This window comes from Mesorhizobium norvegicum, assembly GCF_004919685.1.
In the GTDB taxonomy this organism is placed as follows: domain Bacteria; phylum Pseudomonadota; class Alphaproteobacteria; order Rhizobiales; family Rhizobiaceae; genus Mesorhizobium; species Mesorhizobium norvegicum.
In genome coordinates this window covers 102,107-118,646 of record NZ_SMYZ01000038.1, presented here as the reverse complement: position 1 = coordinate 118,646, position 16,540 = coordinate 102,107, and the positions used below count along the sequence as shown (strand labels likewise).

Below are 16,540 nucleotides of genomic sequence, written 5' to 3'. Positions count from 1 at the left end.
GGAAATCAATGTCCGGAAGACCCGTGGCGGTCTTTCCGCTAGCGCTCGCCTTTGACGTAGGGCCTTCCAGCCCCCGCAGGCCCTTCCGCCCGGCCCACAACCCCGGCGAGTAGGAGGATCGTGAGTAAATAAGGCAGCCCCTGGATCAATTGCGTCGGGACTTCGAACCCAGCGAGGACGGAGCCTTGAAGCCGCCCTTGGATTGCGTCGGCGAAAGCGAACAGAAGGCAAGCGGCAAGGACCCTTCCCGGACGCCAGTTGCCGAAGATCAACGCCGCGAGCGCCATGAACCCCTGCCCAGCGGTCATGTCCCGATAGAAGGCCCCGCCTTGGACGATAGCAAGATAAGCGCCAGCCGCGCCGCAAAGCGCGCCGTTAATGACCATGGCCGAATAGCGAAGCCCGACAACCGAGACGCCTGCCGTGTCGACGGCTTCCGGTTTGTCGCCGCACGCCCGCAGCCGCAGGCCGTAGCTGCTGCGATACAGAATAAACCAGGTCGCAAGCACCGTCGCGAAAGCGAGGTAGCCGAGGATTGTGTGGCCGCTCAGCGCAACATTATACAGAGGCCCCACCACTGGAACGTGAGCGATACTCTCCGCGAAGGGAAGTTTCAGGGCTGGAAACCTGGCAGCATCGGCAAGCGGGGTCGTCTGGCCTCCCCTCTGGTACCAGGCGATGCCGAGGAACACGGTCAGCCCGCTGGCGATGATGTTGATGGCCAATCCAATCACGAGTTGATTGCCGCGCAGCGTGATAGAGGCGAAGCCTTGCGCCATGGCAATGACGATTGCCACTGCCATGGCCCCAGCCAATCCAATCCACGGATCTCCGGACAGCGAGGCGAATGCGCCTGCGGCAAAGGCTCCCACCAGCATTTTGCCTTCTAACCCGATGTCAATCAGGCCGGATGTTTCCGCGTAAAGGCCGGCAATTGCGGCAAGCAAAACGGGGACAGCAAGGCGAAGTGCGGAGGCGGTGATCAGGAGTAGAGCGAGGTAGTCCATTAAATGCGCTCCCCAGCCATACCCATCCGGACCAGCACGGCCTCGACCGCGCTTGTGGCGAGTGGACGCAACACATGCACGAGCCCGCCGGCGAACAGGATCACCAGGCCCTGGAGGACAATGACTACGTCTCGTGAGACCGATGGAAACAGGAATGAAAGCGAGGCACCGCCCTGATAGAGCGCGCCGAACAGGATCGATGCCGGGATGATGCCTGCCGGATGGTTGGCCCCAATGAGTGCAACAGCGATACCCGTGAAGCCGTAACCAAAGGCAAAGTCGAGCATCAGCCGATGCTGGGCCCCCATGATCTCATTGACGCCAATCAGTCCGGCAAGCCCGCCAGAGATGCATATCGCCTGGATAATCACGCGATTGACCGGAATCCCCGCGAACGCCGCCGCTTCGGAGTTGGCCCCGACCGCACGCAGCTCGTACCCCCACCGCGTGTGCCAGACCAGATAGGTCACGAGAACGCAGCAAACCAGCGCCACGAGAATCGTGACGTTGAGAGGAGACTCAGGGACCTGAACTCCCACCGCAGCAAGGATCTGATCGAAGCGAAGCAGTTCGAGGGAAGGCGAGATTGCAGCACTCGCCGGTATCATGGAACCGGCCTCGCGGAATTGATTGACGATCAGGTAGATCATCAACAGGGACGCCAGGAAGTTGAACATGATCGTCGTGATGACGAGATGGCTGCCGCGCCGCGCGACCATATAGGCGGGAACAGCGACCCAGATGGCGCCAAAAGCCATCGCCGCGACAATCGCGAAGGGCAAGGCAACATACCAGGGAAAGCCCGGCATCGCGAAGCACAGCAGCGTTACGCCGAGACCGCCGAGATAGGCCTGTCCCTCGCCGCCGATATTGAACTGGTTGGCCTGCGCAGCGATTGCCACGGCCAGACCGGCGAAGATGAAGTTCGTGGCATAGTGCAAAGTGTAGCTTAGTCCGTCCAGGCTTCCGAAGGCGCCCTGAAGCACGACATCCAATGCGGCAATCGGATCTTCGCCTACTGCCAGGATTAAGATGCCGCCAAGCGCGACCGCGATGAAGATGTTGATGAAAGCGGCCAGAACGCCGCCGACGACCGTTGACATGCGACGCATCAGCCTTCTCCTCCGCCAATCTGCTTGATAGCGCTGTCGCGCTGCGAACCGGCCATCATCAGGCCGATCACTCGTTCGTCGAATTCATCGCGCAGCAGTTCACCCATCGAACGGCCTTCGAACATGACCAGGATGCGATCCGAAAGATCCATCACCTCTTCGAGCTCTACCGACACAAGAAGGATGGCCTTGCCGGCTTGCCGCTGCGCGAGGAGCTTGCGGTGGATGCTCTCGATGGCACCGATGTCGACGCCCCGCGTCGGCTGGCCGACCAGAATGATCTCGGGATCGAGCGCCAGCTCCCTGCCGATCACCAGCTTCTGCTGATTGCCACCGGAAAAAACACGGATCGGCCGATGCGGATCGGGAGGCCTGACATCGTGTGCGATCATCAGCTCGCGACACCATTCCGCAACTTTGGACCGCACGATCCAGTTGCCCAGCCCGGCTACCTTGCCGGACCGCTGCAGCCCAAGGACGCTATTTTCCAATGCGCTCCATTTCGGCACGAGACCGTGGCGCAATCGATCCTCAGGCACATGGGCGACACCGCTGGCCCGCACTTTGATCGGAGACGCCGGCTGGTTTGGCGTGACGGTTAGAGACCCGAGCTGGATACTGCCGTCCGATGGGCCAACGAGACCTGCAAGCATCGAAAGCAATTCGGTCTGGCCGTTTCCGGAAACGCCCGCAACTCCAAGAATCTCTCCGCCATGAACGTCGAACGACAGGCCGGAGACCCTTGCCGTTCCTGACGGATCACGGAACGCCAAATCCCGGACCCTGATCCTTACGTCGCAAGTCGCAGGCGCCCTGACGTCCGAAATACGCCCGACTTTTCTCCCAACCATCATCTCCGCGAGGGAGGCGCGGGTAACCGAATTTGTCGGTGTGGTGACAATACAGCGTCCCTGCCTGAGCACCGTCACATTGTCCGTCACCTCCAGGACTTCCTGGAGTTTGTGGGTGATCAGGATGATAGTCTTGCCCTCGGCGGCGAGGCTGCGAAAGACATGGAACAGACCTTTGGCTTCGTCGGGCGTCAGCACGCTGGTAGGCTCGTCGAGGATCAGGATTTCCGCGCCTCGATACAGCGATTTGACGATCTCGACACGTTGCTGGACGCCGACTGGGAGGGATCGGATCGTCGCATCGAGAGGGAACGCGAGGCCATACCGTCGCTGGATAGCCGTCACCTTTTCACGACAGGCGCTGATCCTCCCGCCAAGCCAGAACCGGCCTTCGGAGCCGACGATCACGTTCTGCAGAGCGGTCAGGCGGTCTACGAGCATGAAATGCTGATGAACCATGCCAACGCCGCGTGCGATGGCAGCCGAAGGACTTTTGATCGAGACCTGCTTTCCGTTGAGCCTGATCTCGCCGGCATCCGGTTTGTACAGACCGAAGAGCGCGCTCATGAGCGTCGATTTTCCGGCTCCATTCTCACCGACGATGCCGTGGATCGTTCCCGCGCGGATCGCGAAACTGACGTTGTCGTTGGCGAGAAGCGACCCGAACTTCTTGGTCAGCCCGATGAACTCGATGGCGGGCGGCACTGCCTCCAAGATCGACTCTGGTTTTGTGATTAGCATGCTGCCCACCCTTCGGCCGAAACCATCCCACGTCTGAACGCTGCATCGGCCAGCAGGTCGCGCAAGGCGGCCTCGGTCACCGATGCAACTTGCATTTCATCATTTGGATCGAGAAGACCGTTCGTCCAGCGGATGGAGCCGACGGAAAAAATCTGGCCGCCGCCGTCATGCCGAAAAAGCACCATGTCTCCCCTGACCATGGCATGCAGTGCAGCCCTCGGATCAACGATCAGGACGTCGAGGTCGGCAAACTCTTCGACGGTCGGCACATAGCCGGGCGGCATGCTTTCAGCACGCGCAAGAACGATCGCGTCGGCACGAGAGCCTAGTTCCGGAGCGTATCGGTCGAGTTCTAGACCGGCTACGCCGAATGGGCGGTCTCCGATCTTTCGGAATGCTGCCGCCAGATATCGGGGAAGACTTTCCGGCTTCAGTGACGTTTCGACCTTGTAGGTTCCGTCACCTGAAAAACCGTGTGCGCAGTAGCCAATGCCGAAGAGCCTGTTTGGCGCGCGGCCCAGCCCGCGCCAGATGCCCCCCTCACGACCGTCAAGCTGCTGACGCCGTTCGCCTTGACCTGTTGACCAGGTTCGCCCGCCTTCCGCCCTGCGCACCTCGATCAACTCGGGCACGTCTGCATTCAGCCCGATCGACCAGTAAAAGCCGTTACCGCCCAGATACATGATCGACCCCCCTGTCGCCGCAAAATCCTCATAGGCATCAAGCAGGGATGCGCTGGCGTATTCGGGATGGGAACCTGTCAGAATCACATCGTACGGGGCGAGTACCGAATGTCCGCCGTCATGCAACATCTCGTCGGTGAGGATGTCGAAGTCGATGTTCAGGTCGTGAAGCCATCCAACGATCGCAAGGTCCGCGGAGAATTGATGCGGGAATCCTTGCAGTTGGGAATCGAAGTCGGCCCTGGTGGTGACCTGCGGCCTTTTCAGTGACGCCAGACACACGCCGGATCCGTCGCTGTGGAGGCTGTAGAGCGATTTCAGGCCGTGATCGATTGCATAGTCATACAGTGGCTTCGAAACCGACGTCTTCTTTCGCTGAAACACCTTTGGATCGGCCTCTTCCGCAAAGGTGTTGTTGGTATAGGCTCGATACGAGAACGTTGGCAAAACCAGCGCGACGCGTGAACTCGAGGTTGATGACGGCGGCACAAACAGAGGCACCGCGTCGAAGCTCGCACGATCCGTCCAGTCGACGTCCCTGAATGCGGAAAGGATGATCGAGCAGGCGCCCACAGCACTTGCTGGGACAGTTAGCTCAAAATCAACGGGCCATCCGGCATCGCCAAGGTCGTCGCGGTGAAACCAGACGGCATCATATTGCGAACCGAAGTCGCGGAAGTCGTTGTTTCTCCCATCCCAGGAAGATGAGGTAACCGCGCGGGTGGGGCTATTGAGAAATTGGCCTGGCTGACAATTGCCCCATTCGTCCGGCGCGCTGAATGGTCCTTGTTCGAAGGATCCGAAATTCCAACGCGCGATGCGCTCCGATGTTTCGGGAGATACCAAGACCTGCGCCAATGTGCGCACTGTGCCGAACAATGAGGGAGACGCGATCTTGCCGTCAAAGTCGCCGCGTATCCCATCGGCTGTAGACCGGCCGGCGAGTGCAAACCCTGTTAGAAAAGTGCTGTGAGGAGCGCCGCCTAGTCGAACGGTCTCGGATTGCGCTGACGAGCCGTCAACGGAGGCATCAAGCACTCCATTGGAGGGATCCAGCCGGACAGCGATTCTCTGCCATCGCAGGAGATGAAGTTTGAGGCCATCAAATTTCCTGATTTCTTGGGCGTCCGGATTTCCGGCGGCTACGAAAAGCACGCCCGATGGATCATGACGCAGACTCAGGTGCCACTGCTCGAAACCAATCGTAACAACGGTTCCGCCATCAGTGCCGAAGCAAGTTGGGAAAAGATCGAAGACCAGAACCAACGCGGCTTCGTTCAACTGATGGGTGACATCGCTGGAGAAGAAAGAACCGAGTTTCAGCGGCCGCTCGACAGCCGGATATGGCCCGCTTCGCGCTTCGTTGATTTCAACTGTTTTCGACGACCAGTGCTGGGAAGTTTCAATCGCTCCGAGGTGGCAGACAAGCCGCGCGTAAAACGACGGATGGCGAGACGAGACCCGAACACCAACCTTCTCCCCGGGTGAAACCACCCACTGATCCGTATATCCGGCGATTTGCAGCATCTGCCTTATCAACCCGTCATTACTCTTTGGGGCAGGAGTTGGTCTCGATGTACTCGGGCACCTTGACCTTGCCGCTCGCGATGTCGGCCTCGATTGTCTTGACCTTGGCGATGTCATCATCAGTCAGAAGTGGACGATTGTTTTCATCGAGATACCAGCCAACGCCGCCTTCCTTGACGCCGAGCCGCAGCACTCCTGCCTTCCAATTTCCGTCCGATGCATCAGACAGCGTCCGGTAAACGGCAACATCGATTCCAGCCGTTGCCGAAGTAAGGACATGGCCTGGATGCACGCCATTTTGGTTCGTTCCGACGCCGATCGCCAATTTGTCGGCATCGGCCGCGGCCTGAAGAACTCCCATCGTGGTGCCTCCGGCAGCCGCGAAAACGATATCCGCGCCTCGATCGTATTGACCGAGAGCGAGTTCGCGGCCGCGGGCCGGATCCGCCCAGGCAGACGGCGTCGTCCCGGTCATGTTCTCAATGACCTTGATGTCGGGACGGGTATGCCGGGCACCAGTCTCGTATCCACATTCGAAGCTACGGATGATTGGGATATCCATTCCGCCGACAAAGCCGATGGATCCTGTCTTGGTCTTGAGCCCGGCGAGTGCTCCAACTATGAAAGCACCTTCATTGTATGCGAACTCGATCGATTGGACGTTTGGAAGATTGACCTTGCTGTCGATGAGCACAAATCTTGTGTTCGGATACTGGGGAGCAATCTTTTCCAGTGTGAGGGCCCACGGAAAGCCAACGGTTATGATGGGATCGGCGCCCCTTTGCGCGAACGTCCTCAAAGCCTGTTCGCGCTGGGCATCATTGTTCGGTTCGAATTCCAGAAAGGGTACGCCCCTCTCCTTCTTGAATTTTTCAGCGCCGTTGAACGCGTTCTCGTTGAAGGAGCGATCGAACTTGCCGCCGAGATCGTAGAGCAGAGCAGGCTTGATGTCGGAGGCAAGGGAAGAGGACGTCAACTCCAGCGCCAGGATGGCAGCGCAGAAGAATGAAGAAAACTGGCGTAACATTTCTATTCTCCTATCGAACCAGGCAGGCGATGACTGCCTGGTGGGCGCTATTTCACGGCTGCCAGTTCGGTTCCCGGTGGACGGAACGGCGACGATCAGCGGTCGGGGCTCAGAGGTGACCAGGGCCGCGAAACGGAACGCGCAGCACACGGCCCATTTTCCTGGATGCCACGGGCTTCAGCCGGCAGGACACGAGTTGGTTTCGGTGTATTCGGGCACCTTGACCTTGCCGCTGGCGATGTCAGCTTTGACAGCGTCAACCTTCGCGATGTCGTCATCGGTCAGAAGCGGGCGATTGTTCTCGTCGATAACCCAGTTGACACCCCCCTCCTTGACACCGAGACTTGTGGCCCCAGCCTTCCAGGTTCCGTCGGCGGCATCAGAGAATGCCGTGTAAACAGCAACGTCCGTCGCCGACATCGCAGATGTCAGCACGTGGCCGGGATGGATGCCGTTTTGATTGGAGTCGACTCCGATCGCGAGCTTGTTGGCGTCGGCGGCCGCCTGCAGAATGCCCATCGTGGTACCGCCCGCTGCCCCGAAAATGATGTCGGCGCCTCGATCGAACTGCCCCAGCGCCAACTCGCGGCCGCGCGCCGGATCGGTCCATGCTGACGGGGTGGTGCCCGTCATGTTCTGCAAGACAGTGACTTTGGGGTTGGTGTGACGGGCACCGGTCTCGTAGCCGCACTCGTAGTCACGAATAAGCGGAATATCCATGCCGCCGACAAAGCCGACGGTGCCAGTCTTGGTCTTGATGCCAGCCAGCGCTCCGACAAGGAACGCAAGTTCGTTGTAGCGGAATTCGATGGATTTCACGTTCGGTAGGTCGACGGTGTTGTCGATGGTGACGAAACGGGTCTTTGGATATTGAGGAGCGATCTTCTCCAGGGCCAGCGCCCAGGTGAAGCCGACCGTAACGATGGGATCAGCCCCTCGTTGGGCAAACGTCCGCAAGGCTTGCTCGCGCTGGGCGTCGTTGCTCGGTTCGAATTCCGAGAAGGAAATGCCCTTCTCCTTCTTGAATTTCTCCGCGCCGTTGAACGCGCTTTCGTTGAAAGAGTGATCGTACTTGCCTCCAAGGTCGTAAAGGAGGGCCGGCTTGATGTCGGCTGCGAAGGTCATGGTCGATCCGAGCGCCGTCGCAGCAGCACACGTCAGTGCATAAAGCTTGCTTCTCATAATCTGTTCCCCGGTCTCTTTGTTGGCCGTTTTTTGCTGCGATCGTCATCGCTGTGTTTGTCATAATGTATACTTTCTAACAAATCAAGAGGGTAGATCGTAATTGGCGCTCATGCATGCGCTACAGGTCGATCAGAAAAACGCTGGATGTGGCTGTGATCATGAGCTGCCGATGATCGGCGCCGCCAAATGCCAGATTTGCTGCAGGCTCGGGCGCAACCGCCGCAATTCGCGGCCCAACTCGTGATTGGCTAAGGTAATCGTCACGGATGACCGGGCGCCCCGTACGCCAGGACATAGCCGCTGTGATCGGTCTCGCCCAGGCCCTGTGCAACCAAAGCCTCGAAGACGTCGAGGGCCTTGTTTGCATGCCACAAATGACAGAACGTCTCGGAGGACCTGCCCTTGGCCAAACGAAGATCCTTCAGATGGAGTCGCATCGTCCCGCCTGCCGAGAAATCGCGCGCAGCCATACGCGGACCGTGCAGACGCAACACTGCGCTGTCGGCAAAACCTCCCTTGAGCGCCGCGAGCAAACTGGCGGCGTCGAGGCCGTGCGTTTCGGCGAACGTCAATCCTTCGGCCAGTGCCGCGATCGTAACCGCCACGATGATCTGGTTGGCCAGTTTTGCAGTTTGCCCGGCACCTACCGGACCAAGGCGATGCGGCGTTCCCATTGCTTCCAGGATCGACTTCACCCGTTCGAAGTCTTGGGCCTCGCCTCCAGCAAAGATGGTGAGAGAGGCGTTCAGGGCCCCGGCAACGCCGCCAGAAACCGGAGCGTCCAGATAAGCGCAGCCACGCATCGCAAACCTTTGGCGATGCTCGCTGGCCAGTTCGGGTCCGGAAGTCCCCATGTCAACGATGATCGTCCCCGGCCGCAGCCTGTCGGCGACGCCCGCACCGAAAAGCACGTCATTCGTGGCAGCGCCATCAGCAAGCATTGCAACAACGGCGGTGGCACCCTCGACCGCTGCGAGCGGCGAAGCAAGGAATTCCACAGCTGCTGCGAGGGCGCCCGGTCTTCGATTGGATCTTGTCCATGCGCAAACGCGAAACCCTGCCTTCGCGATCGCATTGGCCATCGGAACGCCCATCTTGCCCAAGCCGAGAAAGGCGACATGCGCGGGCGGTCTTAGAGTGTCGCTGGCCATCGCCTACGCCGCCTTGGCTAGGGGACTGTCGGGGTGCAAGAGGCCGAGAGACATCAATTCTTGCCAGAAATCCTGCGGGATGCTGACGTCCAGCAAGCGCGCGTTCTCTGTTGCCTGGGTCGGCGTTCCGGCCCCCGACACGACGCTGGCAACAATTGGATGGCGGAGCGGGAACTGGAATGCGGCTGCTTTGAGTGGAACGTCGTGTCGGAGGCAGACCGCCTCTATCCGCTTTGTTTTTTCAAGAATAGCCGGGGTTGCGGGCAGGTAGTTGTAATAGGGATTGGTGGTCGTCGTGCCCGTAGCTAGGATTCCGGACGCGTAAGGAGAGCCTACGATGATCCCAACACCTCGCTCTCGGCAAAGTGGAAATTCTTCGTTGAGCACATTCTGATCGAGGAGCGTGTAAGGCATCGCCACCAGGAAAAAGTTGAGGTCGAAGCGTCGGAGAAATTCCGGGATTGTGCCAAGGATGTTGACGCCAGCCCCAATGGCCGAAATCTCGCCCGAACGGCGAAGTGCTTCCAGGGCGCGCCATCCGGATCGCTCCAAATCCCTGAAGTGATGTTTCACGAGGTCTTCGGATCCGATTTCGGCGACGTCAAGATCATGGATAAGCAGAAGATCGATCGTGTTCAGCCCCAGCCGCATCAGGCTCTGGTCATAAGAACGCATGATCCCTTCATAGGTGTAGTCGAACCGGTGCTCGAAAGGCAGACCGCCAGCCCAGAATTCGCCCTTGAAAGATGCCGGATCGCTCGGCCGGTGAAACGTACGACCAACTTTCGTAGACAGCACGAATTCGCCGCGCGGCTTTTGCCGCAGCAGGGTGCCGAAGCGCAGTTCGCTCAATCCGCGCCCATACCAGGGCGACGTGTCGTAGTAGCGGATGCCTGCGTCCCATGCCGCCGACATCGTCTCCTGCGCAGCAGTCTCGTCTACACGGGCATAGATTTCGCCAAGTGGAACCCCACCCAAACCAACGGGCGATAGCAAGACGCCGCTGCGTCCCAGCTTTCTCGACGAAGCGGTCATTGGGCCTTCGCCGCCTTCTGCGCTTCCGACTGCACTTCACGATGCTGTTTTAGATATCCCATGATGTGGCGCTCGATCTCCTGATCAAGGGCGCCTCGCTTCCGGTCGCGGATCATCTCGACAAGCAGTTCGTGGTCGCGGATCGATGCTTCGTAGTCGAAGGCGACATTCCTCTCTTGCATGAGAAAAACCAGGACACCACGAGCGAGCGAATCCCAGATCGGCTTGAGTACCGGGCTTTGCGAAAGCTCCACCATCCGGCTGTGGAATCTCAGGTCAGCGCGGCAGTATGCAAGCTGGTCGGACAGCTTGGCCGCCCGACGCATTTCGTCGATCGAATCCTGCAGCTCGCTGATGATTTCAGGCCGGGCAGCAACCTGTTTCAGCAGGCGCCGAAGTGCGATCCGCTCGACGCTTAGGCGCACCTCAAGCATCTCCGATGTCTCATCCGATCCGAACTCAGTGATGAAGGTCCCACGATTGGGTTCCGTCGTGACAACGCCCTGCGTCTGGAGAATTCGAAGGGCCTCGCGAACCGGGATTCGACTGACGCCCAGGAGCTGACAAATATCTTTCTCGAACAACCGCTGTCCGGGTTGCAAATCGCCATTCGCCAGCAAAACAACGATATGTTCCGCTACCTGATCGGGAAGATTGCGATGCTTGAATTGCGGTTCGAATGTCATGGCCTACCCAGAATTGGTGCTGTCGATTTCAAATTGTCGCGTCAATCAGCGGCTTTCGCCGCTGCAGGAATCCGGCCACCGCCGTGACTATCATATCGTGGTCTTGCTGCGTCATTGGCAAGCTGAGATTGATTTGCCCCCTGCGTGCCGCGTAAACACCCGCATCGAGGAGATCGAAGTGAAACAGCTTCATGAGATCCTTCGATTCGTGTGCAACGTCCTCGGGGCAGCTGATCTCGCCGCGGACGAAATGGATGTTCATCACGGAGCCACAGCCAGTGAATTGAACCGCGGGCGATATAGCCTTGGCGGTTTTGTTTAGCCGGTCTCGCAGTTTTTCCCCTTCATCAAAAAGCCTCTGGGATTGCTCCGTCGTAAATACGTCCTTCAAGCCTACCGCACCGACCGACATCGAGTACACGTTATTGTTGAACGTACCGGCATGAGGAAGAGCGTCGGACCGCATGGGATTCATCAGATCCATTATTTGAGCACGGCCACCAAAAGCGCCGAAGGAAAAGCCGGCGCCAAGGTACTTTCCCAGAGTTGTAATATCGGGGAGGACTCCGTGAATCTGCTGCAGTCCACCTGGGCCCATTCTGGACGTCACCACCTCGTCGAAAATCAGCAGCGCTCCAACGGCAGTGCATCGCTCGCGGAGCATCCGCAGGAACTCAGCCCTTGCCGCTATGCAGCCGCCATTGCTCATCATCGGCTCAATGATTATTGCCGCCAAATCCGACCCCAACCTATTGATCGTTTCTGCGACCCCTTTATCGTCATTGTAACGGCACACGGTCCAGTCGAACGGGACATTCATTGTGCTACCGCCACCGCCGAAGACAAAGACGCCGCCATGATAGGCGCCCGAAAAACACAGCAGCTTCCGACGGCCAGTTGCGATTCTTGCTAGGGTTAGCGCGTATAGATTTGCCTCTGTTCCGGAATTGCAGAACCGAACAGTTTCTATCCCTGGAAACCGGGCACAGACGAGTTCTGCGAGCTCGATCTCCGCCGCGCCTGGAGCACCATTGGATACGCCGCGTTCCGAGGCTGAAATCACTGCCCTCTGAATGCGGTTATCTGCATGACCGTAAATTCCGGCGGTGAATTCCCCGAGAACATCGAGGTATCGGTGATCATCGATGTCGCGAATGTACGCACCCGCGCTATCGCTGACATAGAGGGGGAATGGATCGAAATGCAGCGCGCTCCGGGTGTTCCCACCCGGCATCGATTTTTGTGCACGCTCGAAAAGTTTCCTGCTGCCTTGGTTCTTTGATGCGTACAGCTGCATCGCCTGATCGACCGCATCGACGAGGACGCTGTTTCTGTGTTCGTTCGGACCTGCCGACTGTTTCAAGGATCCCACCAGGCCTTCGACCGCTGCATTCATGTTAGCTTCCCGAGTTAATGTATTAAAGTATACATTATGTGAACGCGTTGTCGAGATGCCGTTTAGCGTTTCGAGCAACGAAAAAGGCCGGATCGCTATGATTTTGACTTCGCTTCGAGGACAGCAAGGAAGGGGTCTCTGTAAGGCCTGTCGGGCTGCCGGTCCTGGACATGACGGATGATCTAAGCAGGAATGAGCAAGACACCTTCGTCTTTCCGGGCACGGTCGAGGGTAAGCCGCTGGTTGGCTTCCCTAAATATTGGAAGAAGGTTCTCAAGGGGACCACACTCGAGGACATAACGCCCCACGTGCTCCGCCATAGCTTCGCCAGCATCGCCAACGACCTCGGTTTCACAGAAGCTACCGTTGCGGCTCTGCTCGGTCATTCGCGTGGCACAGTGACGAGCCGATACATCCATACCGTTGATACCGCGCTGATCATGGCGGCTGACACAACCGCAGGGTACATCGATGGACTTCTGGAGGGAATGCGCTTTACGCGAACATCGTACGCCCTCGATCGCCCGGCAAGAGGGGCCGCTCTTTCGCGTCTGTTTCCTGAGGTCGCGGCTGACGAGGATGTCGACGTCGAAACGCTTGCAGCATAGCCAAGTGCTGTGTTCGCCAAATCGTCTGGGGTGCCTGCGCGGCTACATTCCGTCTCTGACCGGTGTGCCTCTCATCAAGCCTGCGCCGGCCATGGCGCAGGTTCGAACCGCGGAGGCGCAGCTACCGATACCTATAGCGGACTGGTCCCGCTTGGCCCCGATGTCTTCCAAGAAAATTGTGGGCTCGAAGGCCGTAGGAGCTTAGAAAAACAATGGGTTAGCGGCTATCCAACGCTGAGGCACACGTATTTGATATCTAAGTAGTCATCCGCTCCGTACTTAGAACCCTCCCGACCAAGGCCAGACTGTTTGATTCCGCCAAATGGCGCCATCTCGCTTGAGATCTGGCCGGTGTTAATGCCTACCATTCCCGTTTCCAGCTCCTCTGCGACGCGGAATATCCGGCCGAGATCACGCGAATAAAAATATCCTGCGAGACCGAACTCGGTATCGTTCGCCATCGCAATAACCTCTTCTTCCGTGTCGAATGAGAAGAGCGGCGCAAGCGGACCAAAAGTCTCCTCCCGAGCGATTGTCATTTCAGAAGTGACGTTGACCAGGACAGTCGGCAGGAAAAACTGGTCGGATGCCCTGTTGGGCTCGCCCCCTACTGTGACGCGTGCGCCTAGGGAAAGCGCGTTTTCCAGATGTGCGTTGACCTTCTTCACTGCGTTCGCATCAATCAGCGGACCAAGTTCGGACCCTTCCGCAAAACCGTTGCCGACCCTCAGGCGGCTGACGCGCCGGGAGAATTTTTCCGCGAACGTATCGTATATTCCGGATTGAACGTATATGCGGTTCGCGCTGACACACGTCTGTCCGGCGTTGCGGAACTTGGCCGCAACCGCTCCTTCAACCGCGGCCTCGAGATCGGCGTCGTCGAACACGATGAATGGGGCGTTGCCGCCAAGCTCGAGGCTGAGCTTTTTGATCTGATCAGCTCCCTGTCGCATCAAGATCCGGCCGACATTTGTTGAACCGGTGAAAGAAATCTTCTTGACCAGTTCGCTGGCGCACAGCGTCGATCCAACCATTGCAGCGTCTGTGGAGGTGACGATATTGAACACACCAGGGGGCAGGCCGGCGCGTTCGGCGAGCACACCGAGTGCAAGTGCCGACAGCGGCGTCTGCGCAGCAGGTTTCGCGACGAGCGAGCAGCCAACGGCCAGCGCCGGCGCGAGCTTGCGCGCGAGCATGGCGCTCGGGAAATTCCATGGCGTAATGGCGCCAACAACACCGACCGGCCTCTTCACGACGAAGATACGCTTGTCGAGCTGATAGCTTGGGATTACGTCGCCATCGATGCGCTTGGCTTGCTCGGCAAACCATTCGACGTAGGCTGCCCCGTAAAGCACCTCGGTTTTAGCCTCCTGCAGAGGCTTGCCCATCTCCGCGGTAAGGATGATCGCCAAATCGTCTGCGTTTGCCACGATCAGGTCATAGAACGTGCGCAGGCTCGATGCGCGATCTTTCGCGGTGAACTTTGCCCAGGGCTTCTGCGCCCGGTAAGCGGCGGCTATCGCCAGGTTAACCTCGTCCGCCCCAAGATCCGGGACTGCGGCAATCTTTTGCCCGGTGGCTGGGTCGATAACGTCGAACGTGGCTCCGCTTCGAGCTCTTGTCCATTGGCCGGCGACAAGAGCCTTTTCCATGAACAGAGTGGAATCTTTCAACTTCGATGCCAAGTCCGATGCGACCAAGGTTTCCTACCTCCTCAACGAGAACGGCGAGACCGCCGGTACAACGTGGCGTGCGATGCCGATGGTATCTTGTGGAGCCACGCGTCTTTGAAAAATCCCGCAAGCATCCTAAGTCACAAATCGAAGTGCCAGACCTTCGAAACGATTTGCCACTTGCCGTCGAGCTGCACGAAGGTGAGATCGTCGACAAACCTTTTGGGCAAGTAGACGTCTTTGACCCGAACATGTGCTGTCGTCGGACTGCCCACGGACACTGAAAGGATTTCATCCTGGCGGTGATCGCCCTTCTCTTGAGGGGACGGGCGGCTAGCGACCATGTCCATGTATGCATCGACAGTCAGGTTGATGAGTTTTCCATCAGTGGCAGAGTAAAGCTGTGCCTGAGGATGGAAGACGGAGCGAAACCCTTGGACGTCTCCGAAGAACAGCGCGTCCAGATACATCTGTGCCGCCTTGCGGACCGCTTTCGTGGCTGCGTTTGTCGTGTCCATATCCTGTCCTCGTCTAGGCGGCGCCACGCTCGAACTCGGCATCGGCGAGTTCTAGGCCATGATCGAGAGCAGAGATGAGCGTATCCAGTTCGTCGTCGGAAATGATGAACGAAGGCGCGAGAAAGAGCGAAGTCTGTTCGCCGCTGGTGCCTATGACGGCACCGGCCTCGATGGCCTGAGCAGCAACACGCGATGCAATCGGCGCCTCGATCGTGTCTGCATACCAGTGGCGCCAGTCGGGACCGTGCAACTCGATGGTCCAATGCAGACCAAAGCCGTCGACGCGGGCAACGCTCGGATGCTTGCGAGCGATCTCGACGAGCCGTTGCTGCATCCGCGTCTCAAGCTCTTTGACGCGGCGGATGATTTGTCCATCCGCCATCACGGAAAGGTAAGCCCTTATGGCCGAGACCGCGCTTGGGTGCGCGCGGAAGGTGCTATAGGTCTGCCAGCTCTTGTCCTTCATCTGGTCTACAACGTCCTTCGACATCACGACGGCTCCGGCTGGGGCGGATCCACCAGCCAGGCACTTCCCGAGCGTCACGATGTCTGGACGGGTTTCGCCGCCTTGGAACGCGAACCAGCGACCACTACGACCTAGGCCCGTCACGACCTCATCGGCGATCCACAACGACCCTGCCTTGCGGGCGGCATTGGCAACATAATCCTGATATCCGGAATCGTAATAGATGCCGCCTTGCGTGTAATCTATGATCGTTGCCGCGACCGAAGACAGTATCTCTTCCGTACCCGCCATTCGCTCGGCGAGGGGCCGATTGTCGGAAACGCCGCCATACTTCGCATTGACAGGAGCTGGGAGGATACGGACCGAAGCTTGCGATGGAACTGGCTTGCTGCCACCACCTTGAAGGGCAAGGCCGCCATGCCAGTGCGGCTGCACTGTCATCTGGCGAGCGAGGCCAGCCATACCGTGATAGGCGCGTTCGCGTGTGGCCAGTTCTCTGCGCCCGGTTAGAGCCTGGCAGAATGTCAGCGCTAGGTCGTTGGCCTCGCTGCCACTGAGGAAAAAACGGACGGCCCCAACCCAACTTTTCTCTTCGCCGAAGGCGATATCGATCAGGTCCTCGGCAGCGGCCTCACGTTCAGCCCAGAACCAACCTTCGTTGATGACCGGGTTCGAAGCCGCCTTCTTCATTGCCTCCACCATAACGGGATGCTTGTGGCCGAGCGGACCGCCTGTATTGCTTCCATCGATCAGCCGGCGACCGTCCGCGAGAACGAAATAAACACCTTCCCCGTCGATCACTTTGATGAGCGGGTCCTTGCCCGCATTGAGTCCAGTTTGCAGAAGTCTGCTCATGCGGAGCCTCCTTAGATGT

The 16,540-nt window shown here is 58.6% G+C and carries 14 protein-coding genes; 1 reads left to right on the top strand and 13 read right to left on the bottom strand.

The genetic code is table 11. The features are described from left to right. Positions 1-38: 38 nt before the first annotated feature. The 10 genes from FCU66_RS15375 to FCU66_RS15330 all read right to left on the bottom strand — a co-directional run bounded on the left by FCU66_RS15375 (position 39) and on the right by FCU66_RS15330 (position 12,401). A complete protein-coding gene (locus FCU66_RS15375; RefSeq protein ID WP_136616875.1) occupies positions 39-1,007 on the bottom strand; it encodes an ABC transporter permease in 969 nt (322 codons plus the stop codon). Further along, positions 1,007-2,119: an ABC transporter permease gene (locus FCU66_RS15370; protein WP_136616876.1), complete on the bottom strand. Its 1,113-nt coding sequence runs from the start codon at positions 2,117-2,119 to the stop codon at positions 1,007-1,009. Before FCU66_RS15370 ends, FCU66_RS15375 begins: the two co-directional genes overlap by 1 nt. After that, positions 2,119-3,711: an ABC transporter ATP-binding protein gene (locus FCU66_RS15365; RefSeq protein ID WP_136616877.1), complete on the bottom strand. Its 1,593-nt coding sequence runs from the start codon at positions 3,709-3,711 to the stop codon at positions 2,119-2,121. Before FCU66_RS15365 ends, FCU66_RS15370 begins: the two co-directional genes overlap by 1 nt. Next, positions 3,705-5,921 carry a N,N-dimethylformamidase beta subunit family domain-containing protein gene (locus FCU66_RS15360; protein WP_136616878.1) on the bottom strand — a complete coding sequence of 739 codons (2,217 nt, stop codon included), beginning with the start codon at positions 5,919-5,921 and terminating at the stop codon, positions 3,705-3,707. Before FCU66_RS15360 ends, FCU66_RS15365 begins: the two co-directional genes overlap by 7 nt. A 19-nt stretch (positions 5,922-5,940) precedes the next feature. After that, a complete protein-coding gene (locus FCU66_RS15355) occupies positions 5,941-6,948 on the bottom strand; it encodes a BMP family lipoprotein (RefSeq protein ID WP_136616879.1) in 1,008 nt (335 codons plus the stop codon). 177 nt (positions 6,949-7,125) lie between these two features. Beyond that, the gene (locus FCU66_RS15350; RefSeq protein ID WP_136616880.1) at positions 7,126-8,130 is read right to left on the bottom strand and encodes a BMP family lipoprotein; all 1,005 of its coding nucleotides are present in this window, start codon (positions 8,128-8,130) and stop codon (positions 7,126-7,128) included. Positions 8,131-8,393: 263 nt separating this feature from the next. Continuing rightward, positions 8,394-9,284: an NAD(P)-dependent oxidoreductase gene (locus FCU66_RS15345; protein WP_136616881.1), complete on the bottom strand. Its 891-nt coding sequence runs from the start codon at positions 9,282-9,284 to the stop codon at positions 8,394-8,396. Between the two features lie 3 nt (positions 9,285-9,287). Beyond that, positions 9,288-10,319: an aldo/keto reductase gene (locus FCU66_RS15340; protein ID WP_136616882.1), complete on the bottom strand. Its 1,032-nt coding sequence runs from the start codon at positions 10,317-10,319 to the stop codon at positions 9,288-9,290. Further along, entirely contained in the window at positions 10,316-11,005 is a 690-nt protein-coding gene (locus tag FCU66_RS15335; RefSeq protein ID WP_136616883.1) for a GntR family transcriptional regulator, read from the bottom strand. Before FCU66_RS15335 ends, FCU66_RS15340 begins: the two co-directional genes overlap by 4 nt. 28 nt (positions 11,006-11,033) lie before the next feature. Beyond that, positions 11,034-12,401, bottom strand: a complete 1,368-nt coding sequence (locus FCU66_RS15330) for an aspartate aminotransferase family protein (RefSeq protein ID WP_136616884.1) — start codon at positions 12,399-12,401, stop codon at positions 11,034-11,036. A gap of 170 nt (positions 12,402-12,571) precedes the next feature. Between FCU66_RS15330 and FCU66_RS15325 the strand changes: the two genes are divergently transcribed. Beyond that, complete coding sequence (locus tag FCU66_RS15325; protein ID WP_246093912.1) at positions 12,572-13,009, top strand: tyrosine-type recombinase/integrase; 438 nt, start codon at positions 12,572-12,574, stop codon at positions 13,007-13,009. Positions 13,010-13,233: 224 nt separating this feature from the next. Here FCU66_RS15325 and FCU66_RS15320 read toward each other — a convergent pair whose 3' ends face one another. The 3 genes from FCU66_RS15320 to FCU66_RS15310 all read right to left on the bottom strand — a co-directional run bounded on the left by FCU66_RS15320 (position 13,234) and on the right by FCU66_RS15310 (position 16,521). Further along, a complete protein-coding gene (locus FCU66_RS15320) occupies positions 13,234-14,661 on the bottom strand; it encodes an NAD-dependent succinate-semialdehyde dehydrogenase (protein ID WP_136616980.1) in 1,428 nt (475 codons plus the stop codon). Between the two features lie 161 nt (positions 14,662-14,822). Next, entirely contained in the window at positions 14,823-15,200 is a 378-nt protein-coding gene (locus tag FCU66_RS15315; protein WP_168991779.1) for a nuclear transport factor 2 family protein, read from the bottom strand. A 13-nt stretch (positions 15,201-15,213) separates the two neighbouring features. Continuing rightward, positions 15,214-16,521 (bottom strand): aminotransferase class III-fold pyridoxal phosphate-dependent enzyme, encoded by a 1,308-nt coding sequence (locus FCU66_RS15310; RefSeq protein WP_136616886.1) that lies wholly within the window; start codon positions 16,519-16,521, stop codon positions 15,214-15,216. Positions 16,522-16,540: the final 19 nt, after the last annotated feature.

Bases quoted from the DNA above. Each gene is read 5' to 3' on its own strand.
- FCU66_RS15325 (WP_246093912.1), top strand. From the start codon at position 12,572: ATGACGGATGATCTAAGCAGGAATGAGCAAGACACCTTCGTCTTTCCG.
- FCU66_RS15360 (WP_136616878.1), bottom strand. From the start codon at position 5,921: ATGCTGCAAATCGCCGGATATACGGATCAGTGGGTGGTTTCACCCGGG.
- FCU66_RS15350 (WP_136616880.1), bottom strand. From the start codon at position 8,130: ATGAGAAGCAAGCTTTATGCACTGACGTGTGCTGCTGCGACGGCGCTC.
- FCU66_RS15310 (WP_136616886.1), bottom strand. From the start codon at position 16,521: ATGAGCAGACTTCTGCAAACTGGACTCAATGCGGGCAAGGACCCGCTC.
- FCU66_RS15365 (WP_136616877.1), bottom strand. From the start codon at position 3,711: ATGCTAATCACAAAACCAGAGTCGATCTTGGAGGCAGTGCCGCCCGCC.
- FCU66_RS15330 (WP_136616884.1), bottom strand. From the start codon at position 12,401: ATGAATGCAGCGGTCGAAGGCCTGGTGGGATCCTTGAAACAGTCGGCA.
- FCU66_RS15370 (WP_136616876.1), bottom strand. From the start codon at position 2,119: ATGCGTCGCATGTCAACGGTCGTCGGCGGCGTTCTGGCCGCTTTCATC.
- FCU66_RS15345 (WP_136616881.1), bottom strand. From the start codon at position 9,284: ATGGCCAGCGACACTCTAAGACCGCCCGCGCATGTCGCCTTTCTCGGC.
- FCU66_RS15340 (WP_136616882.1), bottom strand. From the start codon at position 10,319: ATGACCGCTTCGTCGAGAAAGCTGGGACGCAGCGGCGTCTTGCTATCG.
- FCU66_RS15355 (WP_136616879.1), bottom strand. From the start codon at position 6,948: ATGTTACGCCAGTTTTCTTCATTCTTCTGCGCTGCCATCCTGGCGCTG.
- FCU66_RS15335 (WP_136616883.1), bottom strand. From the start codon at position 11,005: ATGACATTCGAACCGCAATTCAAGCATCGCAATCTTCCCGATCAGGTA.
- FCU66_RS15375 (WP_136616875.1), bottom strand. From the start codon at position 1,007: ATGGACTACCTCGCTCTACTCCTGATCACCGCCTCCGCACTTCGCCTT.
- FCU66_RS15320 (WP_136616980.1), bottom strand. From the start codon at position 14,661: ATGGAAAAGGCTCTTGTCGCCGGCCAATGGACAAGAGCTCGAAGCGGA.
- FCU66_RS15315 (WP_168991779.1), bottom strand. From the start codon at position 15,200: ATGGACACGACAAACGCAGCCACGAAAGCGGTCCGCAAGGCGGCACAG.